The organism is Dyella sp., assembly GCF_036568765.1.
Lineage (GTDB): Bacteria > Pseudomonadota > Gammaproteobacteria > Xanthomonadales > Rhodanobacteraceae > GSA-30.
Map to the genome: position 1 here is coordinate 1 of NZ_DATCRY010000175.1, position 24,410 is coordinate 24,410.

General features: G+C 62.7%; 21 protein-coding genes. 7 read left to right on the top strand and 14 right to left on the bottom strand.

What is annotated here, in order from left to right; genetic code table 11:
• The 10 genes from ssb to VIM98_RS12210 all read right to left on the bottom strand — a co-directional run.
• On the bottom strand, window positions 1-510 hold a 510-nt coding region (gene ssb / locus VIM98_RS12165), incomplete at its 3' end, for a single-stranded DNA-binding protein (RefSeq protein WP_331993373.1).
• A 291-nt stretch (window positions 511-801) separates the two neighbouring features.
• A complete protein-coding gene (locus tag VIM98_RS12170; RefSeq protein WP_331993374.1) occupies window positions 802-1,491 on the bottom strand; it encodes a response regulator in 690 nt (229 codons plus the stop codon).
• The gene (locus VIM98_RS12175; protein ID WP_331993375.1) at window positions 1,488-4,148 is read right to left on the bottom strand and encodes a sensor histidine kinase KdpD; all 2,661 of its coding nucleotides are present in this window, start codon (window positions 4,146-4,148) and stop codon (window positions 1,488-1,490) included. Before VIM98_RS12175 ends, VIM98_RS12170 begins: the two co-directional genes overlap by 4 nt.
• 120 nt (window positions 4,149-4,268) lie before the next feature.
• The gene (gene kdpC / locus VIM98_RS12180; protein WP_331993376.1) at window positions 4,269-4,844 is read right to left on the bottom strand and encodes a potassium-transporting ATPase subunit KdpC; all 576 of its coding nucleotides are present in this window, start codon (window positions 4,842-4,844) and stop codon (window positions 4,269-4,271) included.
• A 12-nt stretch (window positions 4,845-4,856) separates the two neighbouring features.
• Window positions 4,857-6,323 (bottom strand): outer membrane beta-barrel protein, encoded by a 1,467-nt coding sequence (locus VIM98_RS12185; protein WP_331993377.1) that lies wholly within the window; start codon window positions 6,321-6,323, stop codon window positions 4,857-4,859.
• Window positions 6,324-6,444: 121 nt separating this feature from the next.
• A complete protein-coding gene (locus tag VIM98_RS12190; RefSeq protein ID WP_331993378.1) occupies window positions 6,445-6,642 on the bottom strand; it encodes a hypothetical protein in 198 nt (65 codons plus the stop codon).
• Window positions 6,643-6,673: 31 nt separating this feature from the next.
• Window positions 6,674-8,746 carry a potassium-transporting ATPase subunit KdpB gene (gene kdpB / locus VIM98_RS12195; protein ID WP_331993379.1) on the bottom strand — a complete coding sequence of 691 codons (2,073 nt, stop codon included), beginning with the start codon at window positions 8,744-8,746 and terminating at the stop codon, window positions 6,674-6,676.
• A 3-nt stretch (window positions 8,747-8,749) separates the two neighbouring features.
• On the bottom strand, window positions 8,750-10,552 hold the full coding sequence (gene kdpA, locus VIM98_RS12200) for a potassium-transporting ATPase subunit KdpA (RefSeq protein WP_331993380.1): 1,803 nt from the start codon (window positions 10,550-10,552) through the stop codon (window positions 8,750-8,752).
• Entirely contained in the window at window positions 10,549-10,641 is a 93-nt protein-coding gene (kdpF, locus tag VIM98_RS12205; protein WP_331993381.1) for a K(+)-transporting ATPase subunit F, read from the bottom strand. The genes kdpA and kdpF overlap by 4 nt, the downstream gene beginning before the upstream one ends.
• A 306-nt stretch (window positions 10,642-10,947) precedes the next feature.
• Window positions 10,948-11,934, bottom strand: a complete 987-nt coding sequence (locus VIM98_RS12210) for a VTT domain-containing protein (RefSeq protein WP_414650214.1) — start codon at window positions 11,932-11,934, stop codon at window positions 10,948-10,950.
• Window positions 11,935-12,328: 394 nt separating this feature from the next.
• On the opposite strand from VIM98_RS12210, the gene VIM98_RS12215 reads away from it, so the two are divergent.
• Both VIM98_RS12215 and VIM98_RS12220 read left to right on the top strand, forming a co-directional pair.
• Window positions 12,329-13,327 carry a polyprenyl synthetase family protein gene (locus VIM98_RS12215; RefSeq protein WP_331993382.1) on the top strand — a complete coding sequence of 333 codons (999 nt, stop codon included), beginning with the start codon at window positions 12,329-12,331 and terminating at the stop codon, window positions 13,325-13,327.
• A gap of 217 nt (window positions 13,328-13,544) precedes the next feature.
• Entirely contained in the window at window positions 13,545-14,330 is a 786-nt protein-coding gene (locus VIM98_RS12220; protein WP_331993383.1) for a serine protease, read from the top strand.
• Window positions 14,331-14,379: 49 nt separating this feature from the next.
• On the opposite strand, the gene VIM98_RS12225 is transcribed toward VIM98_RS12220, so the two are convergent.
• The 3 genes from VIM98_RS12225 to ubiH form a co-directional block, all read right to left on the bottom strand.
• Window positions 14,380-15,168 (bottom strand): dienelactone hydrolase family protein, encoded by a 789-nt coding sequence (locus VIM98_RS12225; RefSeq protein WP_331993384.1) that lies wholly within the window; start codon window positions 15,166-15,168, stop codon window positions 14,380-14,382.
• A 67-nt stretch (window positions 15,169-15,235) separates the two neighbouring features.
• A complete protein-coding gene (locus VIM98_RS12230) occupies window positions 15,236-16,438 on the bottom strand; it encodes a UbiH/UbiF/VisC/COQ6 family ubiquinone biosynthesis hydroxylase (protein WP_331993385.1) in 1,203 nt (400 codons plus the stop codon).
• The gene (ubiH, locus tag VIM98_RS12235; protein WP_331993386.1) at window positions 16,435-17,658 is read right to left on the bottom strand and encodes a 2-octaprenyl-6-methoxyphenyl hydroxylase; all 1,224 of its coding nucleotides are present in this window, start codon (window positions 17,656-17,658) and stop codon (window positions 16,435-16,437) included. Before ubiH ends, VIM98_RS12230 begins: the two co-directional genes overlap by 4 nt.
• A 113-nt stretch (window positions 17,659-17,771) precedes the next feature.
• Here ubiH and VIM98_RS12240 point away from each other — a divergent pair, with 113 nt between their 5' ends.
• Genes VIM98_RS12240 through VIM98_RS12250 form a run of 3 tightly spaced genes read left to right on the top strand, consistent with a single transcriptional unit; the run spans window position 17,772 to window position 19,871 of the window.
• Complete coding sequence (locus VIM98_RS12240) at window positions 17,772-18,368, top strand: hypothetical protein (RefSeq protein ID WP_331993387.1); 597 nt, start codon at window positions 17,772-17,774, stop codon at window positions 18,366-18,368.
• Window positions 18,369-18,374: 6 nt separating this feature from the next.
• Entirely contained in the window at window positions 18,375-18,944 is a 570-nt protein-coding gene (locus VIM98_RS12245) for a cob(I)yrinic acid a,c-diamide adenosyltransferase (RefSeq protein ID WP_331993388.1), read from the top strand.
• Window positions 18,945-18,950: 6 nt separating this feature from the next.
• Entirely contained in the window at window positions 18,951-19,871 is a 921-nt protein-coding gene (locus tag VIM98_RS12250) for a histone deacetylase family protein (RefSeq protein WP_331993393.1), read from the top strand.
• 55 nt (window positions 19,872-19,926) lie between these two features.
• Here the strand turns inward: VIM98_RS12250 and msrB are convergent, their stop codons facing one another.
• Window positions 19,927-20,328 carry a peptide-methionine (R)-S-oxide reductase MsrB gene (gene msrB, locus VIM98_RS12255; RefSeq protein WP_331993389.1) on the bottom strand — a complete coding sequence of 134 codons (402 nt, stop codon included), beginning with the start codon at window positions 20,326-20,328 and terminating at the stop codon, window positions 19,927-19,929.
• An 89-nt stretch (window positions 20,329-20,417) separates the two neighbouring features.
• On the opposite strand from msrB, the gene VIM98_RS12260 reads away from it, so the two are divergent.
• Both VIM98_RS12260 and VIM98_RS12265 read left to right on the top strand, forming a co-directional pair.
• Complete coding sequence (locus tag VIM98_RS12260; protein ID WP_331993390.1) at window positions 20,418-22,946, top strand: LPS-assembly protein LptD; 2,529 nt, start codon at window positions 20,418-20,420, stop codon at window positions 22,944-22,946.
• A 47-nt stretch (window positions 22,947-22,993) separates the two neighbouring features.
• Complete coding sequence (locus tag VIM98_RS12265; protein ID WP_331993391.1) at window positions 22,994-24,367, top strand: peptidylprolyl isomerase; 1,374 nt, start codon at window positions 22,994-22,996, stop codon at window positions 24,365-24,367.
• The last annotated feature ends 43 nt before the right edge of the window (window positions 24,368-24,410 follow it).

The following is a 24,410-nucleotide window of genomic DNA, read 5'->3' on the forward strand; positions in this document are numbered from 1 at the left end:
GCGCTGGTTGTTGCCGTAGTCGTTGCCACCGCCGCGATTGCCGTAGTCGTTATTACCGCCGCCACGGTTGCCGTAGTTGCCGCCGCCCTGCCCTTGGCCACCCTGGCGCTGACCGCCGCCTTGCGAACGCTGGAAACCACCACCGCCGCCACCACCGCCCATGCCTTCGCCGGCGTTGCCGCCGAGCATCTGCATTTCCGCGGCAATGATATCGGTGCTGAAGCGCTCGACGCCGTCTTTATCGGTGTACTTGTCGGTACGCAGCGAGCCTTCGATGTAGACCTGACGGCCCTTCTTCAGATATTCGCCAGCGATTTCCGCCAGGCGGCCGAAGAGTTTCACGCGGTGCCACTCGGTGCGCTCCTGCTTTTCGCCGCTCTGCTTGTCGGTCCACTGCTCGGAGGTGGCGATGCGGATGCTGGTGATGGCGGTGCCGTTGCCGGTGTAGCGGGTTTCCGGGTCCGCGCCCAGATTGCCGACGATGATGACTTTATTGATGCCGCGTGCCATGGATGGATGTCCTCTGTGAGCCGGCGCCACGTTGATGGGGCAAGTTGGCACCGGGATGGTTGATCGTTGCCCATCATAAAGCGAGGCGGTCTCACGTATATAGACTGGACGGCGGGCTCATTTGCGGGCAGGCAGTGGGGAAGAACGTAGGGTGGTTCCGGCAAGTCGTTCATTTAGAAGGCATCTATGGCGTGAGAGCCGCCCTCACCCCAGCCCTCTCTCCCGGCAAGCCAGGGGACAGGGAGCCTGACTGAGGCGAGCCTCGATACTTCGCGCTTGCACTTCCCGCGCTTAGGCCAGAAAGCGGTATCCGACGCCTGGCTCGGTCTTGAGCCAGCGTGGAGTGGTTGGATCGTCACCCAGCTTCTGGCGTAGCTTGCCGATAACGATGCGCAGGTAGTGGGTGTCTTCCACGTGGGTGGGGCCCCAGAGTTCGCGCAGGAGTTGCTGCTGGGTGACGACGCGACCACTGTGGCGCATCAGCATGGCCAGTACGGCGTATTCCTTGCGGGTGAGCGAGAGCAGCGCGCCGTCGAGGGTAACTTCGCGCTGCGCCAGGTCGATGCGCAGGCGACCGTCGTCGTAGCGCGGCAGAGCTTCGGTTTCGCCAGGGCGGTTGCGCAGCAACGCGCGTAGACGCGCCATCAGCTCCTGGATGCCGAAGGGCTTGGTGACATAGTCGTTGGCACCGGCGTCCAGTGCGCGGACTTTTTCTTTCTCGGTATCGCGCACCGATAGCACCAGCACAGGTATCTGGCTCCATTGGCGCATCTCGGACAGCACGTCGTGGCCGTCGCGATCGGGCAGGCCCAGATCCAGCACCACCATGTCGGGGTTGCGTGTGGCTGCCAGGGCGAGACCTTCCTGGCCGGTGGCGGCCAGCAGCACTTCGTAACCTTCCGCGCGCAGGCCGATATCGAGGAATTTTCGGATCTGCGCCTCGTCATCGATCACGAGCACGCAGGGAATGGCGGAAGTCATGGTGGCGTGGGCAACGGAAGCGTAATGCGGATAGTCGTGCCGATGCCGTCGCCAGGCAAGGCCTCCACGCTACCGCCGTGCGCGCCGATCATGCCACGGCAGATGGCCAAACCCAGCCCGGTGCCTTGCGGCGCACGGTCGCCACGCGCCACCGAATAGAACATGTCGAAGATGCGCGCACGCTCGGCCTCGGGAATGCCGGGGCCACGGTCGATTACGTCGACGGTCAGCTGCTGCCTGTCGGTATGGGCACGCGCTATGACACGCACCGGCTGATCGGGCGGCGAGAAGCGCGCGGCGTTTTCCAGGATATTGAACAGTGCCTGCTCGATCAGCGCGGGGTGCACGAATAGCAATACGGTGTCGTGCGGCAGATCGGTTTCCACGCGCAGATCCGGGAACAGCTTGCGCAGTCGTGTCACCGATGCGGCAACGATCTCGGCGACATCGGTCCAGTCGCGATTGAGCTTGAGCGTGCCGTGGCCGAGGCGCGTCATGTCCAGCAGGTTCTGGATATAACGATCCAGACGCTGGCCTTCGCCCAGGATGGCATCGAGCAGTTCCTGGCGCTCGGCCGCCGGCAACTGATCGCCATAGCTGGACAAGGTGCCGGCGGAGCCGATCATCGAGGCCAGTGGCGAACGCAAATCGTGCGAGACGGAGGAGAGCAGCGCATTGCGAAGGCGCTCGGTCTCGCCTTGCACGCGCGCACCTTCCAGCTCGTCGGTGAGTCGCGCGCGCTCCAAGGCCTGGCCGATATCCTGGGCCATCGCCAGCGCAAGGCTGCGCTTGTCCGGATCGGGCTCATCGGACTTGGCATCGAAGCGTAACGCGGCCACGCCAAGCGCTGAACTTTCACCGCCCAGTGGCAATACCCAGCACGGCGCTGCGTTCAGGGTATCGGTATAACGCCCAGCCTGCTCCGCGTGCTGCTCGCTCCAATCGGCTGCGGCGAAATCCTGCGGAGCCAGATGAATATCGTGCGGCGAGGCGGCCGCTACGCGCAGGATCTGTGAGGCATCGCGGGCCAGGATCGCCACATCGCAACGCAGCGCATGAGCCAGCGCGGATGCCCCAACTTCCCGAATACCCGCAGCGTCGGTACTCGTGGCGAGCCGCTGGCCGAGCGCCAGCAAGGCGCGGGCATGCGCATGTGCCGCGCGCATCGATTCCACCTGGCTGGCCAGGCGTGTGGCGAGCCGGCTGCACACCAACGCTGCAACGAGAAACAGCGTCACCGCCAACACATCGTCTACGTTGGCGATGGCCAGGGTGTAACGCGGCGGCGCAAAGAAGAAGTTGTAACCGAGGAAACACAAGGCCGCGGTGTAGACCGCCACGGCCATGCGCGTGCGCACTGCCACCACGAGCACCGCAGTCAGGAAGATCAGGGCCAGATTGGCAACCGAGAGGTACCTGTCGGCAATGAACGAGAGACCGAACGCGATCAGCGTAGCAACGGTGGCATAGATGTATTCGCCGCGCCGGCCACGCCCGCCGGGCATACGCAGACGACGGCGCGATTGTGCGCGCTCGGCCGGTGTGGCGATGATGGTCAATTCCAGATGCGCGCCACGGCGCAGGAGTAACTGAGTGAGCGAACGTCCTAGCATGCGCGCCAGCGGCCGCTCGCGAGTACGACCGAGAATGATCTGGCCGACGCCTTCGCGATCGGCGTGCGCAAGGATTTCGTCGGCGACGGTATGACCGCGTAGCACGACGGTATCGCCACCGAGGCGGCGCGCCAGTCGCATTGCGCTATCCAGGCGTTCGCGCCGGGCTTTGTCCAGGTCGCTGCCCGTATCGACAAAGGCTACGCTCCATGGCGCGCCGCGTCGCTCGGCAATACGCCGCGCCACGCGCACCAGATACTCGCTTTGTGTGTGACCGTCGATCGCCGCAAGGACGCGACGACGCACTGGCATGACGCCACCACGCGCGAGCATATGCTCGCGCAAGTCGCTATCGACATGACCGGCCACCGTGTCCACGGCCAGTTCGCGCAACGCGACCAGATTGGTCGGCGAGAAGAATGCGTCGAGCGCGGCGGCAGCCGTTTCCGGCACGTAGACCTTGCCCTGCTTCAGGCGCTGGATCAGCTCGCGCGGCGGCAGATCGACCAACACGATGTCGCGCGCGCGATCGAGGAAAGCATCGGGCACGGTTTCACGCACGGTGACATTGGTGATGCGCCGCACCTGGTCATTGAGGCTTTCCAGGTGCTGCACATTGAGCGCCGTGTATATCTCGATACCGGCGTCGAGCAGTTCGGCAATATCTTGCCAACGGCGTTCATGACGGCTGCCCGGGAGATTGCGATGGGCCAGTTCGTCGACGAGCAGCACCGCCGGGCGTCGTACCAGTGCGGCATCCAGGTCGAATTCGGAGAAGGTCTTGCCGCGATACTCCACGGAGCGGCGTGGCAGCACTTCCAGGCCGTCGATCAGTGCCTGGGTTTCGGCACGACCGTGGGTTTCCACCAGCCCGACGACGACATCGACGCCTTGACGCTTGAGCTCGCGCGCGGCCGACAACATGGCAAAGGTCTTGCCCACACCCGGTGCCGCACCGAGGAAAATTTTCAGCCGATTGGCTTTTTCTTCGCTTGCCGTGCCCAGCAGGGCATCGGCTCGCGCTTCGCGGGACGGCCCGGACATGCCCCTCATGCCCCCGCAGTCTGGGGCGCGACTAATGCGGCCGAGTGTGAGCTGTTCAACCGCATGGCCTTGTCCGGAGGGTTATAGCCGTTCCCGCGAAAGCGCGAGTTTCCAAAAAGTCTAACGCTTTTGCGCATCGTCCAGGGCAAGATTGAGTTCGAGCACATTGACGCGCGGCTCACCGAGCACGCCCAATTGGCGGCCCTTAGTAGCGGCATCGACCAGTTTGCGCACCTGGTCTTCGCTCATCCCACGTATCCGCGCCACGCGTGCCAACTGGTACTGAGCGGCAGCGGGGCTGATCTCCGGATCCAGGCCACTGCCCGAAGCGGTCGCCAGATCGGCCGGCACCGGCGCCTGGTTGCCCGGATCGACCGCACGCAGCGCGTCGATGCGCTGCTTGGCCGCGTCGGTCAACGCCGGGTTGGTCGGGCCCTGGTTGGACGGGGTCGACGCCGCACCGTTGTTGGCCATCGGCGCGGTCGCGGACGGCCTGCCCCAGAAATACTTCGGGTCGGTGAACGACTGCCCGATCAGGTGCGAGCCGACGGCATGACCGTCGCGCTCGATCAGGCTGCCATTGGCCTTGGCCGGAAACAGCAGCTGCGCCGCACCGGTAACGACCAGGGGATAGATGACGCCGGTAATGAGCGTCATCAACAAAAGCATCGTAACGATGGGGCGTAGCTGCTTCATGGCTGGTATCTCTTAGTAATGCAGGATCGCATCGACCAAAGCCGTGACTTGGTAGTTCTTCTTACCGTTGTCATAGGCCGGGAAGTCATAGGCGCGCTCGTAGCGGAACTCCGGACGGATTTCCAGATCTTGCGAGACCCAATGCGTAAGACCGATGGTGTGGCTCGAGTAGCGCGTGGCGAACGTCGTGCGCTGGCCCTGCTCGTCGTTATAGAACTCGTTACGAATCGACACCATGTTCTTCGGGTTGAGTTCGATATTGAAATAGTTCACCACGCCGAAGGCCGGATTGTGGCCAGCCGGGAACGGCGGTGCTTCGCCCAGCGGATAACCGGGCTTGCCCAGCGGGGCGCCCTGCTGGTTACGCACGTAGATTCGGTAGGCCTCGGTCAGCATATGCACGTCGCGCGTAAACCGATGGCCCCAGGTCAGCACGAATTCCTGCAGGTTGTTGTAGGTCTGGTTGGAGTGGTTGTATGACTCGACGCACGGATACAACATGTCGTTGTTCGACTTCGAAACCCACTGGACGCACCCCTGCACCGTCAAGCGGCTGGTATGGTCCCAGAAGGCCGAATCGTCGCCGCCATGAAGACCAAGCTGCACAGTCCACTGGTCATTGAGCTTGGTCGTGGTAATGATGCCGGTGTTTGTATAGGCATCGACCGTGTAAAGAATCGAGTGCGTCAGCAGGTAATTATTGGGAGAGAACTGCGCCTCGATGTCCGGAATCGACAGATAACGACCTACCGTGACGACCATGCCCTGCGCGACCCAAGGGATGTACAGGTCAGCAAACCAGATCATCGGGTCATCGCCGTAGATCTTTCCCGCGAGCGGACCGTTCGAGTTGGGATGATTCAGCAACTGATTGCTGAACACGCCTTTCATAGTCGTGTAGTGGTAGTCGTAACCGTAAAGGTTATCGAAATGGAAACCCCAGTCGAGGTGGTCGGTCTGCACTGTATCCGGCACGCGCTGCAAGCGGAACAGGAACTGGTTGAATTCCACGCGATTGGGGCGCGTCGCATAGGACAACGGATAGTTGGTAAAGCTTGATGTGCTGATATTGGCCGAAGGATTGATCCAGCCGTACATCTCGATCCGGTTGTCCTGCATCCAGTGGCCGACCTTCGTGCAGGCCAGCGACTTCTCCAGAGGATACTGGGCATTTTCGTTAGGCACGCCGATGGGATAATCCACGCCGCCCATCTGCCATTCGGCCGACGGGAACGGAGGTGAGTCGAACGGCGACTCCATCGCGCGGCGCGCGGGCGCAGGCGCCTGCGCATTCGGGTCGGCCGGTTGTGCATCTTCCCTATAGGCGGCGGCCAGGCGCGAAAAGAAACCCTTCGAACAGTCGGCACTTGCCGGCTGGCTGGCAGCCGGCGCCGCGGGGGCGTCATCGGCCAGCACCTTCTCGGCCGGAGCCAGCCCCATCATCAACGAAAAAGCCAAAACTTTCTTTACAGACATCATGTGTCGAAACCGGTCCCGCAACGGACCGCCTCTGCGTGGTTGAACGTTGCCTGGGGAGGGCAATGCAAACGAGATCCGGCGGGTGCCGGTCGCGGCCGAAGCCGCTCCCACAGGGATTTTTTCAGATGCCGGCGTAACCGCCGAGCACGTAATCGTCGTTCTGCTTCGGTGCTTCGGTGTCCCGCGGCGTGACGCGAGGCCTGCCGTTGATGGGCAGTGCAATCACGACATCGCAGGCCGAATCGTTGGCCGACAGCCGCAGCTCCATGTCTGGGTGCGTTTCGTCGGGGAGTGACACCGAAAGCTTGAACGTATTCATGTTTGTTCCTAGGTTTCCTTGTCGGTATTTCTTAAGCCAGACCGCACAACACCAGCAGCACGTCGATCAGCTTGATCCCGAGGAATGGCACCACGATGCCGCCCAGGCCATAGACCAAGAGATTTCGTCGCAACAGCGCACCGGCGCCGAGTGCACGGTATTTGACGCCCTTGAGCGCCAGCGGAATCAGGAAAATGATGATCAGCGCATTGAAGATCACTGCCGAAAGAATTGCGCTCTGCGGCGTCGCCAGGTGCATTACGTTGAGCGTGTTGAGCGCCGGATATGTCGTTGCGAACGCCGCAGGAATGATCGCGAAATATTTGGCAACGTCGTTGGCTATCGAGAACGTGGTCAGCGCGCCGCGTGTGATCAGCATTTGCTTGCCGATTTCCACGACCTCGATCAACTTGGTCGGATTGGAATCCAGGTCGACCATGTTGCCGGCTTCCTTGGCCGCCTGTGTACCGGTATTCATCGCCACCGCGACGTCGGCCTGGGCCAGTGCCGGTGCGTCGTTGGTACCGTCGCCGCACATCGCTACCAGGCGATTTTCGGCCTGGATACTGCGAATGAGCTTGAGCTTGGCTTCCGGTGTGGCTTCGGCGAGGAAATCGTCCACGCCGGCTTCGGCGGCGATCGCCGCCGCGGTGAGCGGGTTGTCGCCCGTGATCATCACCGTCTTAATGCCCATCCGGCGCATCTCGGCAAAGCGCTCGCGGATACCGCCCTTGACGATATCCTTCAGCTCGATCACACCGAGCGCAGTGGAGCCTTCGGTCACGATCAGCGGGGTGGCGCCGCGGCGAGCGATATCTTCAGCCATGCGCTTGACCAGCGGAGGCAAGTGGCTGCCCACCGACTCCAGGTAGCGCTCGACCGCATCGAGCGCACCCTTGCGAATGCGACGCTCGCCGATATCCACCCCGCTCATGCGCGTCTGCGCGGTGAACGGCACGAACTGGGCGTGCTCGGCTTCGATCTGGCGCTCACGCAAACCGAAGCGCTCCTTGGCCAGCACAACCACACTGCGACCTTCAGGCGTCTCGTCGGCCAAAGAAGCCAACTGCGCGGCATCGGCCAGGATGCTTTCTTCCACACCCGGTGCCGGCAGGAAAGCCACGGCCTGACGGTTACCCAGGGTGATCGTACCGGTCTTGTCCAGCAACAGCACATCGACGTCGCCCGCCGCTTCGACAGCACGGCCAGAGGTCGCGATCACGTTGGCGCGGATCATACGGTCCATGCCGGCAATGCCGATGGCCGACAGCAACGCGCCGATCGTGGTCGGAATCAGACAAACAAGCAGTGCGATAAGCACAGTCAGCGTGATGGGATTGCCCTTGCCTGCAGCCTGCACGCTATAGATCGAATACGGCAGCAGCGTGGCACAGGCTAGCAGGAAGATCAGGGTGAACTTGGCCAGCAGAATGGTCAACGCGATCTCGTTCGGGGTCTTGCGGCGCGCTGCGCCTTCGACCATCGCGATCATGCGATCCAGGAAGCTCTCGCCGGGATTGCTGGTGATGCGGACTACCAGCCAGTCCGAGAGCACGCGGGTGCCACCGGTGACCGCGCTGCGGTCGCCACCGGATTCACGGATCACGGGGGCCGATTCGCCGGTGATCGCGCTCTCATCCACACTGGCCGCACCGACGACAACTTCACCGTCGCCGGGTAACAGTTCGGTAGCTTCTACCAGTACATAGTCGCCGCTGCGCAGATCGCTCGATTCGACAAAGGTAATCGCCGCATGGCGATCTGGGCCAGCCAGCTTCTTGGCCACGACGTTCTTGCGCGAACTGCGCAACGCAGCGGCTTGCGCCTTGCCGCGTCCCTCGGCCAGCGCTTCGGCGAAGTTGGCGAACAGCAGAGTGAACCACAACCAGATGCTGACCCAGAAAATGAAACCTGCGGATGCTTCACCATGTCCGGCGAGCGCCTGGATCCATAGCAGCGTGGTCAACACGCTGCAGACGAACACCACGAACATCACCGGATTACGGAACTGCAGGCGCGGCGACAGCTTGCGGAACGAATCGGCCACTGCCTTGAGAATCAGTTCGCGGTTAAAGCCGCTCACTGCATGGGTATGCGTATTCATGAATCAGTGACCTGCCATCAAGTATTCGGCAATAGGACCGAGCGCCAGCGCGGGAAGGAAGGTGAGCGCACCCACCACGACAACCACACATGCCAGCAACATGACGAACAGCGGTGTGTGCGTCGGCAACGTACCTGCCGACGGCGGCACATGTCGCTTGGCGGCGAGCGAACCGGCCATCGCCAGCATCGCGATCGCCAACGGGAAGCGTGCAAAGAACATGCACACGCCCAGCAACACGTTCCAGAACGGGGTGTTCGCCGAAAGACCGCCGAACGCACTGCCGTTGTTGTTCGACGCCGAGCTGACCGCGTAGAGTATTTCGCTGAAGCCATGCGCGCCAGGGTTGGAAACGCCGACCACTCCGGAGGGTGACAGGACGGCAATCGCCGTGCAGATCACCACCAGCGCGCAAGGCAACAGCACAGCCAGGCTGGCCATCTTCATCTCATGTGCTTCGATCTTCTTGCCAAGGTATTCAGGCGTACGACCGACCATGAGGCCGGCGATAAACACCGCCACCACGGCGAAAGCCAGCATGCCGTAGAGCCCCGAGCCGACGCCGCCGAAAATCACTTCACCCAGCTGCATCAACCACATCGGCACCAAGCCGCCGAGCGGCGTCAACGAATCGTGCGCGTTGTTGACCGCACCGCACGACGCAGCCGTGGTAATGGCGGTAAACAAGCCGCTTGCGGCGATGCCGAAGCGTGTTTCCTTACCTTCCATGTTGCCGCCAGATTGCAGCGACGAAGCCTGCTGGTCGATGGCCAATCCATGCAGCGCCGGATTGCCGGCCTGCTCGGCAGCCACTGCACCGAAAGCGAGCGGAATGAAAATCAGCAGCATGGTGGCGAGAATGGCCCAGCCCTGCCGGCGATCGCCGACCATGCTGCCAAAGGTGATGCAAAGACCGCCCGGAATCAAAAATATCGCGAGCATCTCGATGAAGTTCGCCAGCGGCGTGGGGTTTTCATACGGATGCGCGGAATTGGCATTGAAGAAACCGCCACCGTTGGTGCCGAGCTGCTTGATCGCGATCTGCGAAGCGGCCGGGCCCATCGGCAAGGTCTGCGTCGATACAGGCGTTTCCTTGGTCATGTCGTGACCGGCAGCATCCTTGAGCACATTACCGTCGGCGTCCTTGACCTGCTCGACCGAGACGATGTGCTCGGTTAGCGGCACATCGACATAGCTCTTGAAGTTCTGCACTACACCCTGTGACACCAGTGCCAAGGCCATGATCAGCGAGAGCGGCAACAGGATATACAGCGTGCTGCGGGTCATATCGACCCAGAAGTTGCCGATGCTGAGCGAACTACGGCGCGTAAAACCACGGATCACCGCGATCAGCACGGCGATTCCGGTCGCTGCGGACAGGAAGTTCTGCACGGCCAGCCCAAGCATCTGGGTGAGGTAGCTCATGGCCCCCTCGCCCGCATAGCCCTGCCAATTGGTATTGGTCGCGAAACTGATGGCGGTATTCATCGCCGAATCCGGCGTAATCGCCGGAAACTGCTGCGGATTCAGCGGCAACCACTGCTGCACGCGCTGCAACAGATACACGATCAAGATGCCTGCGATGTTGAAAAGCAGCATCGTCAGGGCATAACGGCGCCAGCCCATGTCCTCATCGGCATGGATGCCGGAAAGGCGATAAAGCAGGCGCTCGACCGGGGCACCCACTCGGGTAACTCCGTTCGGCTTATCGGCAAATACCTTGGCCATGTACAAACCGACCGGTTTGACCAGCAACAGCAGCACGACCAGATAAATCGCTACCTGGAGAAAATCATTGGTGGTCATTCGAACCACTCCGGTTTGAGCAAGGCCACGCACAGGTAGCCCGTCAGCGCCACCGCAATCAGGGTGGCCACGACATAAACAAAGGTCATGGGAAATCCTGCGAAGGTAGATGCTTTCGCGTCAGGGACGGCGTCCCAGCCGATCGCAGATCAGCAGGAAGCCGACGCTGGCCGCGCTAAGGACGAAACAGAACAATAAGTAGACGAGATCCATGCGGATGCCGATTTCGGTGATGCGACGGCGCGCACTATAGAAATCGGCGCATAAGAAAGGGGTAGCGGATTAGGCGGAGGGCGTATAGAACGCGTAAAGATTTGGGGGTGAGGCCAGAAACGAGAAACGAGGGAGCATGGACGAGCCGCCGTAAGGTGGCTCCCCTCGCCCCCTTTACAGCCTTACGCTGCCGTATGTGTCGGCACCACCACGACGCCTGACTCAGGCTCCGCAGCCAGATGCTCGATGGCATAACCGGCGGCATCCCAGGCATCCAGGCCGCCAAGCAAGGGGCGTACGTGGCGATAGCCTCGATCCATCAAGGCCTTCGCGGCTACGGCGGCCGAGGCCTCGTTGGGGCAATTGCAGTAAATAATGAGCTCGCGATCAGTGGGTACGTCGCGCAGGGCCTGCTCCATGCCCTGCAGGTCGGCCATCAGGGCGCCGGGAATGATCCGGGTATCGACGAGTCGGGCAGCCGTGGAGCGTACGTCTACGACGATCGGCGACTTACCGGAAGCCACCTCCTCAGCCAGTTCGTCCACCGTGATGCGCGCCATGCGCAATGCACGCAACAGACGGCGGCGCTGCCACCACTTGGCGGCGATATACAGCCCGAGCAGCACGGCTAGCACTTCGAGAGCGACCGTGCCCGCGCTGGACAGGAGCGCCAGCACATGGTCGATCTGGGCGGCAAAGGCATAGCCCAGACCAATGGCGGCGCCGGCCCAGATCAGGGATCCGGCCGAGTCGAGGACGATAAACGCCCATGGCCGCAGCCCCATGGCACCCACCAGCGGTGGCGCCACGGTGGAAAGGCCGGGCACAAACTTGGCCACCAGGAGGACGCGGCCGCGCCAGCGTTGGAAACGCAATTCGGATTGCTTGACGCAGGAATCGGGCGACAGGGAAATGCGGCAGATCGTGCGCATGACGCCGGAGCCATAGCGTCGCCCGGCCCAATACCAGGCCAGGTCGCTCAGCAGGCAGCCCAGAACCGCAGCGCCGACCACCGCGGCCAGCGGCAGCTGGCCATTAGCCGACAGCGCGCCAGCAACGACCAGGGTGGGGACCGCCGGCACGGGCAAGCCGGCCTGTTCGACCATGACATTGAAAAACACCAGGATGGCGCCGTATTCCGCGATCAGGGCGATGATTTGGCTGGCCATCGTTCGAGACTCTCGCTTTTCCGGGTTCCCCGCCCGCGGGATTCAGATGAGGGCAGCAGGCCTGGATTGCAATCGGTCCAGGGCAAAAGGCAAGCACTAGTTTAGGCCTACTACGGCGGCCGCGGGCGCCTGGCGGGGAGGTTTTGTGCGCTACGCGACATCGGCGGCAAGCTCCAGGCCGAAAATGGGCTTCGGAGCGCATCTGCGTCGCGCAATGCGACGTCGACGCATTGCGAAATTCTGGAAGGAACAGGTCGGTTCACCCTATGAAGAGCTGGCCGCGGGACACATTTCCGGCATTGAGAGCGACTCTGGCTGACGCTTACGACAGCATGTCGCGGATAAGCCTTAGGCTGCGTCTATAATCGAGCCTATTCGTAACTACGATTCCGCCATGAGCACCTCTCCCGCCATTGTCCGCACCGCCGACTTCGCTGCAGTACGCGCCCTTGCCGCCAACGACATGCAGCGAGTCGACACGCTGATCCGGCATCGCCTGTCCTCCGATGTGGTACTGATCAACCAGATCGCCGATCACATCATTGCCGGCGGTGGCAAACGGTTACGCCCGATGCTGCATGTGCTCTCCGCCGCAGCCGCAGGATATCGCGGGGATCAGCACATCAAGCTGGCCGCGGTGATCGAGTTCATTCACACCTCCACCCTGCTGCACGACGACGTGGTGGATGAGTCGGATCTGCGGCGCGGCCGCAAGACCGCCAATGCGCTGTGGGGCAATGCCGCCAGCGTGCTGGTCGGCGACTTTCTGTATTCGCGCTCGTTCCAGTTGATGGTCGAACTGGACGATATGCGCATCATGCGCATCCTGGCCGATACGACCAACACCATCGCCGAGGGCGAAGTGCTGCAATTGCTCAACATCGGCAACGCCGATGTCGACGAAGCAGCTTATCTGGCGGTGATCGAGCGCAAAACGGCGGTGCTGTTCGCCGCGGCCACCGAACTGGGCGGCATCCTCGGCGGCTTGCCGGACGATCAGGTCGCAGCCTTGCGCCGCTACGGCATGGAGCTGGGCTATGCGTTCCAGATCGCCGACGACTTGCTCGACTACGTCTCCGATGCCGACACCCTGGGCAAGAACATCGGCGACGACCTGGCGGAAGGCAAGCCCACGCTTCCGTTGATCTATGCGCTGAAAAAGGCCAGCCCGGAGCAGGCGCAGTCGCTGCGACACGCCATCGAGCATGGCGGCCTGGATTCGCTGGACCGGATCATCGCGGCCATTCGCGATTCGGGCGCGCTCGAGTTGACGCATGAGAAAGCGACCGTGCATGCGCATGCCGCGATCGATGCGTTGCAGGTGTTACCGCCGTCCGCACACCGCGATGCATTGGTGGCGTTGGCGGAGTATTCGGTGGAGCGAAAGTTCTGAATCGACGGCATTCCTCATAGGAATCGTTTTTTCAGTAGGACTCTCGTTTCAGGCCGACGCTGTCGACAGCGATCCGCCCTCTCCATAACAAAGCTTGAGCCTACAGCTCCATTTGCCGCGTCGAAGGCAACCTATCGAGAGGAACAGGGCTACCTTTCTCGATAGGTTCCAAATGTACATCCGACACCTTCGTAAAACGCTTCATTCACTGCTCGCTGTGGGCGGCATCGCCTTGGCGTCCCCTCTTGTCGCTTCTGCCGGCGACGCACCGATCAAGCCCCAAATCATTGGCGGCATGCCCGCGCCAACGGGCGCCTATCCTTTCATGGCGTCGATCCAGCTCATCAGGGGAGAAACATACGAACATTTTTGCGGCGGCGTACTGGTCAGCGACCGGCATGTTCTGTCGGCAGCGCATTGCTACGGCAATCCTGACCCCTCCGGCATGCGTATCGTCTTGAATCGCACCAATCTGTCCGATGAACTCTCAGGACAGGTCAGAGGCATTGCGAAGGGCACTATCCATCCCTTGTACGGCACAAGCCTCGATCATGGCTACGATCTGGTCATCCTGGAGTTGGACGAACCTGTCGAAGGTATCGAACCGGTCGAACTGGCTCCACGCGGCGTCTTGGTCGATAACGTGCAAGTCCGCACCCTCGGCTGGGGCATGACCGTCGATGGCGAATACGATAGCGGAACAGAATATCTGCAAATGATCGATCTTCCGCACGTCAATGCCGTGACATGCAAGGCCATACATAGCCAGTTCGAGTGGCATCCTGTGACCGTCAATGTAAAAACCGACATGTGTGCCGGCGGAGAACCCGGTCGAAGCGCCTGTCACGGCGATAGTGGCGGCCCCTTGCTGGTCAAGCTCTGGGGCAGCGATAAGTTCCTGCTCGCGGGCCTTACTTCACGCGGTCGTTCTCTTACATGCAGCGATGCGCCCGGCATATTCACGTCCGTGATGTCGGACGAACTTTGGAACACAATGTACTGAAATCGAGCGCACCGGCTCGCCCAACGGCGAGCCGGTCCACCTAAGACTCTTACGGCTTGTTACCGAAAGCCCCGCGCAACCAGTCGTGCATCAAGCGGTAGCTACGCTGCGCGGCACGCTCGTCGTACTTGCAGCCCGGCGAGTTCTGGCCTTTTTCGGTAAAGCAATGCACAGCATTGCCCAGCACCACAAATTGCCAATCGGCCGTGCTCGAACGCATCTCGTCCATGAACTTGTCGGCATCGGGCATGGTGCCCTTGTCGTCGGCGCCGTTCATGACCAACACACGCGCCTTGATGTTCTTGGCCAACGACGGATCATCGGTGGTCAAGCCGCCGTGGAAAGACACCACGGCAGCGATATCCGCACCGCTGCGCGCCAGATCCAGCACCGCCGAACCGCCGAAGCAGAAACCGATGGCCGCCAGATGTGTCACGTCGATCGGTGCGCTCTTGGCTTGCGCCTTGAGCTGGCTGAGCGCCTCATCGATGCGCTTGCGCATCAGCGCGCGATTGCCGTAGAGCGGCCCGACGGCGGTCTTGGCTTCGTCGTCGTTGGTCGGGCGAACTTTCTCGCCATACATGTCGGTCACCAGGATCACGTATTCCTTGCCTGCGATCCCATCGGCCTTCTCCAGCGCCTGGTCATTGACGCCGTACCAGTTGGGCACCATCACCAGGCCGGGACGCTTGGCGCTTACCGCATCGTCGTACACCAGCACGCTGTGAAAGTGCGTACCGTCCTGGGTCCATTCGACCGGCTTGTGCACCATCTTCGCCTGCACGGCGAAGGAGAAACCGGCGAGCAACAGCAGACAACCTAAACGAGCCATGCGCATGGTGAACGTCCTCGATGAGTTGGAACGGAAAGAAAGCCGAGTACATACCGCCGTTGGCGGCAACGGTTCAACGCCCCGCCGCGTGCGCGGCGATGCGCTGCTTCAATGGGGTCAAACGATCCAGCATGCGAATGCCCAGCGCGCGTGCCGCCGCCCACGGCGGCGCTTGCCAGCCGTAGATGCGCGCCAGCGCGTCGAAACCGAGTGCGTCGAGCGTATCGGCACTGCGTCGACGGCGCGCGTAGCGGCGAAGCACATGGGCCGCAGCGATATCGCGGCCAGCATTGCGCGCAGCCGATAAGGTGTCGCATAGCTCGACGACGTCGCGTAGTCCCAGGTTCACGCCTTGCCCTGCCAAGGGATGCACGGTATGCGCCGCATCGCCGAGCAGGACGAAGCGCTCAGCCGCATAGGACTCAGCCAATTGGAGCTTGAGCGGGAAAGCGGCTCGCCGAGTGGTTGCCAGAATCGGCCCGAGACGAAAATCGCTGGCCACGCCCAATTCGGCGCGAAACGCCTCGTCATCGAGTGCTAGTACACGCGACGCTTCCTCGTCGGGCAACGACCAGACAATCGAGCTGCGACCATCGGCCAGCGGCAGCAAGGCCAACGGACCGGTAGCGAGGAAACGCTGCCAGGCGGCAGCGTCGTGCGGGCGCTCGGTTTGTACGTGCGCCACGATGGCACGCTGGCCGTAATCGCGGCCCCGCGTCGTAATGCCCGCCATATCGCGCAATGGCGAACCGGCACCGTCTGCCGCCACCAACAGGCGCGCGGCGACGACATCGCCCTGCTCCAACTCGATCTGCACGCGATCCTCGCGCATGTCGTAGCCGCGTACCTTGGCCGGGCACAAACGCCGCACACCGGCAGACTCGAGCGCCTGCCACAGCACCCACTGCACGAGGTTGTTCTCGACAATGTAGCCGAGCCGCTGTCGATCCTCGTCGGCGGCATCGAAGCCGATCGACGCCCCGCTTTGCGCATCCCACACATGCATATGTGCATAAGGACTGCTGCGCATCCGACGAATGGATGTCCAGACTCCCAGTTCGTCAAGGAGCGCGATGGATGACGGTGCGAGCCCGACGACGCGCAGATCGACGTCATCGGTGACTTGCCAGGGAGCCGGCGCGCGGGCTTCGAGCAGCGCCGTCGCAAACCCGGCGCGGGCCAGGCTCACGGCTGCCGCCGCACCGACCATGCCACCACCGACGATAGCGACATCCAGCGCAGGACCGCGGCGCGTGCTACCAGCGCTGATGTTCATGGCAAGCGCTCCAAGACCGCACGCGGCGGCTTGCCGCGAAAACCCATGCCGTGCCGTGCCAGCAGGGTCTGCAGCGGCGGCACGCGATCATAGGCAAGCATCGCCAGCGAGCGCAGCGGACCAAGCAGCGGCTGCGGCAGGCACGCCAGCCGCACCAGCCCATGACTCATCGCCATCGTGCCCTCGCGATCTTCCGCGCGCCGCTCGGCGTAGTCGCGCAGCAGCGCGGGATCGCCGGGATCGTTCGTTTGCGCGATCAGCTCGGCCAGGGTGAGCGCATCGCGCAAGCCGAGGTTGAAGCCCTGCGCGCCGATCGGATGCACCGTTTGCGCGGCGTTGCCGACCAATACGGCGCGCGGTGCAATCAGGCGTTCTGCGGCAACGCGCTGGATGGCGTAAGGAAAACGCCGACCCGGCCGGCTCAAACGCCCCAGCCGCCAACCGAAACGTCGTTGCGCGAGCGCGATGTAGGCATCGTCGTCCATCGACGCGACTGCATCGGCCTCTTCAGCGGACACTGTCAGCACCAGGCCACAACGCCGCTCGGACAGCGGCAGCAAGGCGATCGGCCCATCGTCCGTAAACCGTTCGAACGCGCGTTGGGCATGATCGCGCTCAGGCGTCACGGTGCAGACAAACAGGGTCTGCGCATAGTCATAAGTCTCGGCGGCAATGCCGATGCGTTCGCGCACGAAGGACTGAGTTCCGTCGGCACCGACGACAAGCGCCGCCTTGATGCGTTGCCGGCCGGCAGGCGATTCGATCTCCGCGATCCAGCCGTCCGCACACGATTCGAGCGCCATGAGTTTGGCCGGAGCCAGCCTCGTCAACCGATGGCACTCATCGAGGCGGCGCAGCAAGCCGGCGCCGAGTTCGCGTGCCGGCAGGGTCCAGCCGAGCGCGTCCACGCCCTGACGTTCGGCATCCAGACGCACGCTGCCGAACTCGCCGCCACGGCTTACGTGGATGTGCCGGATCGGCGTGGCACGCTCGGCGATATGCTGCCAGACCCCGATCGCGCTCAGTCCGTTGACGGTGGCTCGGGCCAGGGCCAGGTTGCGTTCGTCGTAGCTCGGTTGTGCATCGGCGCGCGGCGCGGCGGCCTCGACCAGGGTCGCTGCGCAGCCGGCGGCATCCAGCGCGATAGCCAGGCTGGCGCCGACCAGCCCCCCGCCGACAATCAGCACGGGGACGGAAGTAGGGGAATCGGTAGCATGCATGCCGCCGAATGATACGCATAACGCATGAAACAAGCCGCTATCGGGTCGGTCTTTTGCGTTTGTGAGCTAAACTCCCCCTTATCATTGTCCGCAAGAATCATCTCGGAGCGCTCATGGCCCCCAAGCAGACCCAACGCATCGGTATTTTCCTGGCGCTCGCCCTGGTCATGGCGGCTACCCGCCTGCACCACTTCGATCCGCTGCCCGATGCCTCCTGGGCGGTGTTCTTCCTGGGCGGCTTCTGGCTGCGCGGTGCCACGCGCTGGGCGTTCCCCCTGCTGCTGGTGCTGGCCGTCCTGGTCGATTACATCGTGATCACGAGTTCGGGCCAGGCGTTCTTCCAGCACTATTGCGTCTCTCCAGCCTACTGGATGATCGCACCGGGCTTCCTCGCCTTGTGGATGGGTGGGCAATGGCTGGCCCGGCACCGCCCTGCCCTGGACCTGCGTACGCTGGGTCTGGCCGTGGCGGCCGTGGTTGTCAGCGAATTCGTTTCCTACCTTCTGACCAATGGCAGTTTCTACTGGATGAGCGCGAGTGTGCCGCAGCCGCGCAGCTTCGGCGCCTGGATGGAAAACTTTGGCGACTGGTATCTGCCCTACCTCAAGACCACGTCGATCTACGTGGCCGTCGGCGCCGTTCTGCATGTCACCGTGACCCAGCTGGCCAGCAGCCTGAAGGGCAGCCAGCCGCACGACGCGCGCCAGTAAGCCGCCGTGGGCAATCGTCTTTCCAAGATCTATACGCGTACCGGGGACGACGGCAGCACCGGCCTCGGCGACGGCTCGCGGGTGGGCAAGGATTCCTTGCGCGTCAATGCCTACGGCACGGTCGATGAGCTCAACAGCACGGTCGGCATGGTGCTGGCCAGCGATGGCGTCGCGCATGATATCCGCGAGGTGCTGACCCAGGTCCAGCACGATCTGTTCGACCTGGGCGGCGAGTTGTGCATTCCCGGCATGGCGACGATCGACGACGCCGATATCGAGCGCCTGGAGCAGGTCCTGGACGGCTTCAACGATCCACTGCCGCCGCTGAAGGATTTCATTCTTCCCGGTGGCGGCATGGCCGCATCGTGCTGCCATCTTGCCCGTACGGTGTGCCGGCGTGCCGAGCGCGAAGTCATCGCGCTGGCCCGCGTGGAAGAAGTTCGTCCGCAAGCACAGCGTTATTTGAACCGCTTGTCCGATCTGCTCTTCGTGCTGTGCCGGGTGCTTGCCCGCGCCAGCGGCCACGGCGAAGTGCTGTGGCAGCACGAGCGTCGGCGCAAGCCCAACGCCGGATAATTCGTGTTGCGGCTCTATACGCACCCGATCTGTCTGCAGCACGATCCGGGCCCCGGCCACGCCGAATCCCCGTTGCGCTTGCGCGCGGTGCTCGATGCGCTCGATCACGACCGCTTCGCCGCACTCGATCGCATCGAAGCGCCGCGCGCCACCCGCGAGCAATTGGTCCGCGTGCACGATGCGGACTATGTGGAGCGGATTCTTGCGTCGGCGCCTGCCGAAGGCCACCTGCGGCTGGACGAGGACACCTTGATGTCGCCCGCTTCTGCCGAAGCCGCCCTGCGTGCTGCCGGCGCTGCGGTAGCGGCCGTCGATGCGGTCATGAGCGGTGACGGCGAACGCGCCTTCTGCGCGGTGCGCCCGCCCGGACATCATGCGACCCGTGACCAGGCGATGGGGTTTTGTCTTTTCAACAACATCGCCGTGGCCGCGGCGCATGCGCTGCAGGCGCATGGTCTCAAACGTGTGGCGATCGCCGATTTCGACGTGCACCACGGCAATGGCACCCAGGATATTTTCGAGCGCGATCCACGGGTGCTTTTTATCTCCAGCCATCAGCTGCCGTTGTATCCGGGCACGGGGCAGGAAAACGAGCGCGGCGCCGGCAATATCGTCAACGCCCCGCTTTCGCCCGGGGATGGCTCGTACGCATTCCGCGAACTATGGGACGGCGCCCTGCTGCCCCGGCTGATGGCATTCAAACCGCAACTGGTGCTGATTTCCGCCGGCTTCGATGCGCACCGCGACGACCCGTTGGCCGACTTGCGCCTGGGCAGCGAGGACTACGCCTGGATCACCGAACGGCTGATCGATGTCGCGCGAGCCCACGCGGGCGGGAAGGTGGTATCGAGCCTGGAGGGCGGATACAACCTGGCGGCATTGGCGTCTAGCGCTTCGGCACATGTAGCGGCGCTGGGCGAACTCTAGAGCAGGGACGAGGGGCGAGCCACCGTAAAGGCGACTCATCCCTCGTCTCTCGGCCTTAGGCCACCGGATCGAAATCCAGCGCCACCGAATTGATGCAATACCGCATCCCCGTCGGCTTCGGACCATCCGGAAACACATGTCCCAGGTGGGAATCGCAGTTCGCGCAGCGAACCTCGATCCGGCGCATGCCGTGACTCTCGTCCTCGTGCAGGCTCACGGCCGCCTTGTCCATGGCCTGGTAGAAGCTCGGCCAGCCGGAGCCGGAGTCGTACTTGGTATCGGAGGCGAACAGCGCCGATCCGCAGGCCGCACAAACATACGTACCGTCGGCCTTGTGGTGGTACCACTTGCCGCTGAAAGGGGGCTCGGTGGCCGAGCAGCGGCAGACGGCGTATTGCTCGGGGGTCAGTTCCTCACGCCACTGGGCGTCGGTCTTGTTCAGTTTCGTTTCGCTCATGGCTGAATCTCCCGGGTTGGGTTCTCTGCCTTAAATGGGGGCTTTCTGCTAGCTTTACGACCCTTCGACCCGCCGACAGACTGCCTATCGTGACACGACGCCACCTGCCCCCGCGCCGCCTTCTGGCAGTAGCCGCCGCCATCGCCCTGGTCAGTGCTCCGGGCGTGGAGGCCAAGAACAGCCAGCAACACCGTAAAGCGTCGATGGACGGCACTGCGCCAGTCTGTCCGCTAGGTACCTTCCTGTGCCCGCCCCGGCCGGACAACTACGCCATCTGCCGACCGAACGCGATGCTGGAGTTCTACGACCCGACGCTGCCCAAGGACACCACGCTACGCGATACGGCCAAGACCTACGCCTGGGCCGAACAGGTCGACAGTTCCGACCAGACCGTTTATCACATGCAGGGACGGGTCAAGCTCGAACGAGCCGACCAACGCATGCAGTCGGATACGGCCGACTACAACGACGACACAACCGATTACGACGCCAAGGGCAACGTGCGCTACCAGGAGGCCGGCCAGCTGATGCAGGCCGACCACATGCGCGGTAACACCGATGCCAGCACCGGCATCGCCGACAACGTCACCTATCAGCTGCTGCAATCGCGCGGCAACGGCACGGCTACGCAGGGGCATATGCTCGATGCGCAGCACAGCCGCTATACCAACGCCGTCTACACCACCTGCGATGTCGGCCACCACCTGTGGGAGTTCAAGGCCAAGGACATGACCTTGAACAAGGACACCGGCGTAGGCGTGGCGCGCAGCGCGACGATGCGCTTTGCCAATGTGCCGTTCCTGTACCTGCCTTACTTCACCTTTCCGATCGACAACCGGCGCAAGAGCGGCTTCCTGTACCCGACCCTGGGCAATTCCAGCCGGTCGGGCTTCATGGTCAGCGCGCCCTACTATCTGAATCTCGCGCCGAACTACGATGCCACGCTGGACCCGCGCATCTATAGCGACCGCGGCTTCCTGCTGGCGACGGAATTCCGGTACCTGAACATCTTTCCGGGCACGACTGGCATATTGAACCTGGAATACATGCCCAACGATTCGGGCAAGAACGATCCGGGCGTGGTCGACCAGACCAAGGGCGAAGATCGCTACTTGATCAAGTGGATCAACAATTCGCACATCTGGGGACCGGTCGGGCTGAGCCTTAACGTCAACCGTACCTCGGACCGCAATTACCTGCGTGACTTCGGCAACGATATCTACCAGGCCTCGACGGAAATCCTGACCTCCAGCGCTTATTTGAACGCCGGTGGTACGTGGTGGAACGCCTCGTTCGGTGGCGATATCTATCAAAACGTCGATCCGACGCTGCCCGATTCGATCGAACCGTACAAACGCCTGCCTCGCGCCACGCTGAACCTCGATATCCCGCTCGACCGCTGGTTCGAAGTGGGAGCGCAGACCGAAGCGGTCGCCTTCAGCAAGAGCTCCTGGTCCAACTTCAGCGTCAATCCCGTTACGCAGAGCGTGACGGTGGACCCCGCAAACAATGCGCTGGATGGCAAGCGCATCGATATCTACCCCTATATATCGGCCGATTTCGAAGGTTCGTACTGGTTTGTGCGACCCAAGCTTGCCTACCGCTATACCTCCTATCAGCTCGATGGCGACTACCGCAACTTCGGCTATACGCAGCAACTGAGTCCGGGCTATACATCGCCGTTTACCAGCCGCACACCCAGCCGCTCGCTGCCGGTCGTAAGTATCGACAACGGTTTGATCTTCGACCGCAATACGCAGTTGTTCGGCAACAATTTCACGCAGACGCTCGAGCCGCGCCTGTATTACCTGTACGTGCCGTACCGCAATCAGAACAACCTGCCGCTGTTCGACACGTCGCTGATGTCGTTCGATTATTGGCAGTTGTTCTCGCCCAACCAGTATTCGGGCGCGGATCGTCAGATGAACGCCAACAACCTCACCGCGGCGATCACCTCGCGCCTGCTGGACGAAAACGGCGTCGAGCGCCTTTCGGTGAGCTTCGGGCAGATCCGCTACTTCACCCAGCAGCGTGTGCAGCTGCCGATCGACAACGCCTGCAGGACACCGCAGCTGGTGGCCAACGGGACGTGCTCGGCCATTCCGGATCCGACTAATTTCAATGGCTCGGACTACGTCGCCCAGATCACTTCGCAGCTGAACGACGACTGGCGCGCCAACGTTTCGTATCAGTGGAACCCCAATACCCGTCAGACCGACATGGGGGCTATCGAGCTGCAGCACCGCATCAAGACCGACGGTGTACTCAACTTCTCCTATCGTTTCCGCCGCACGCCCGGGTCCACCCAGGTCCTGCTGGAACAATACGACGCCTCCATTGTCTACCCCATCTCCGAACGCTGGCGCCTCCTGGGCGACTGGACGTATTCGGTACTGGACAAGAAGACCGTGCAGGCATTGGCCGGTGTGGAGTACGACAGTTGTTGCGTAGCCGTTCGCCTGGTCGGCCGCCACTACGTCAACAATGTGAATCTCTATACCCCCCAGACCGCGAGTTCCAACACGGCGATCATGGTCGAGCTGGAATTCAAGGGCTTAGGCGCGTTTAACGGGCAGACGGAAGGGATCCTCCGTCGTGGTATCCTTGGTTATCAATAACTTCCTTTTTCCACGCCGTCCTTTGAGGGCGGCTTGAAGGCCTATCGATGAAGCAGCCTTTCGCGTTGTTCCTGTTCGCGGCCGCCGCCGCGGCTGTCCTGCCCGCCCATGCCCAGCTGCTGCCGCAGTCGCCGGCTGCGCAAGGCACCCAAGGCGTCCAGCCGCTCGACCGGATCGTGGCGGTGGTAGATGATGGCATCATCCTGCAGAGCGAGCTGAACGAAGCGATGCGCTCGGTGCAGCAGCAGTACGCCAACGACCCGAGCCAGTTGCCGCCACAGGACGTGCTGGCGCGCCAGGTGCTCGATCGCCTGATCCTGATGAAGCTGCAGGTGCAGCGCGCCGACGACCAGGGCATTCGCGTCTCGGATGCCGATGTCGATCAGGCCGTCGCCGCCGTGGCCCAGCAGAACAAGATGTCGCCCGAACAGCTGCGCGCCGCCGTGGAACAGGACGGCTCCAGCTTCGCCGCATTCCGTAAGCAGTTGTCCGACCAGTTGGTGGCCCAGCGCCTGCACGAGAGCGTGGTGCGCGACCAGGTGAGCATCAGCGACAGCGAAATCAATAACCTGCTGGCAAGCCCCAGCTACAAGGCCGGTGAAGTACACCTGGCACATATCCAGATCAGCGTGCCGGCCGGCGGCAATGCCGACGATATCCAGGCTGCGCAGAAGAAGGCCCAGCAGGCCATCGACGCCATCAAGGGTGGCATGGATTTCAAGGCGGCGGCGATCCGCTTCTCCGACGGCCAGGACGCGCTGGAAGGCGGCGATCTGGGCTGGCGCCGTATGGACGAAGTGCCGCCGGCCTTCGCCGATACCGTCGCCACGCTCAAGCCCGGCGACGTCACCCCGGCTCTGCGCGGTCCGACCGGCTTCCATATCCTCAAGCTGATCGACCAGCGCGCCCCGCAGCGCCAGGTGGTCACCGAGTACCATGCTCGCCAGATCCTGCTCAAGCCCAGCGAGCTGATGACCCCGGAACAGGCTCGCCAGAAGGCCGAGGACCTGTACAACGAGATCACCACCAAGCATGGCGACTTCACCAAGCTGGCCAAGGAAAACTCCAAGGACGACACCACCGCCAACGCCGGTGGCGACATGGGCTGGTTCCCGCAGCAGGCCTGGGGCGGCGCCATCGCCCAGCAGCTGAGCAACATGAAGGACAACCAGGTGTCGCAGCCGTTCCAGACCGAGGCTGGCTGGCACATCATCCAGTTGCTCGGCACACGCCAGACCGATCGCACCGATGACATCGAGCGCGATCAGGCACGCCAGGCCATCGGCAATCGCAAGGCAGAACAGGCTTACGACGATTACCTGCGCGAGATGCGTTCCAGCGCCTATATCAACGTGCTGGTGCCGGAACTGCGCGATCCGAACCTGCCCAATAGCGGACAGAGCGGCACCGGCAAGTCCTGATGCCCGCATGAGCACGCGCCCGCACCTGCCCCGGCTCGCGGTC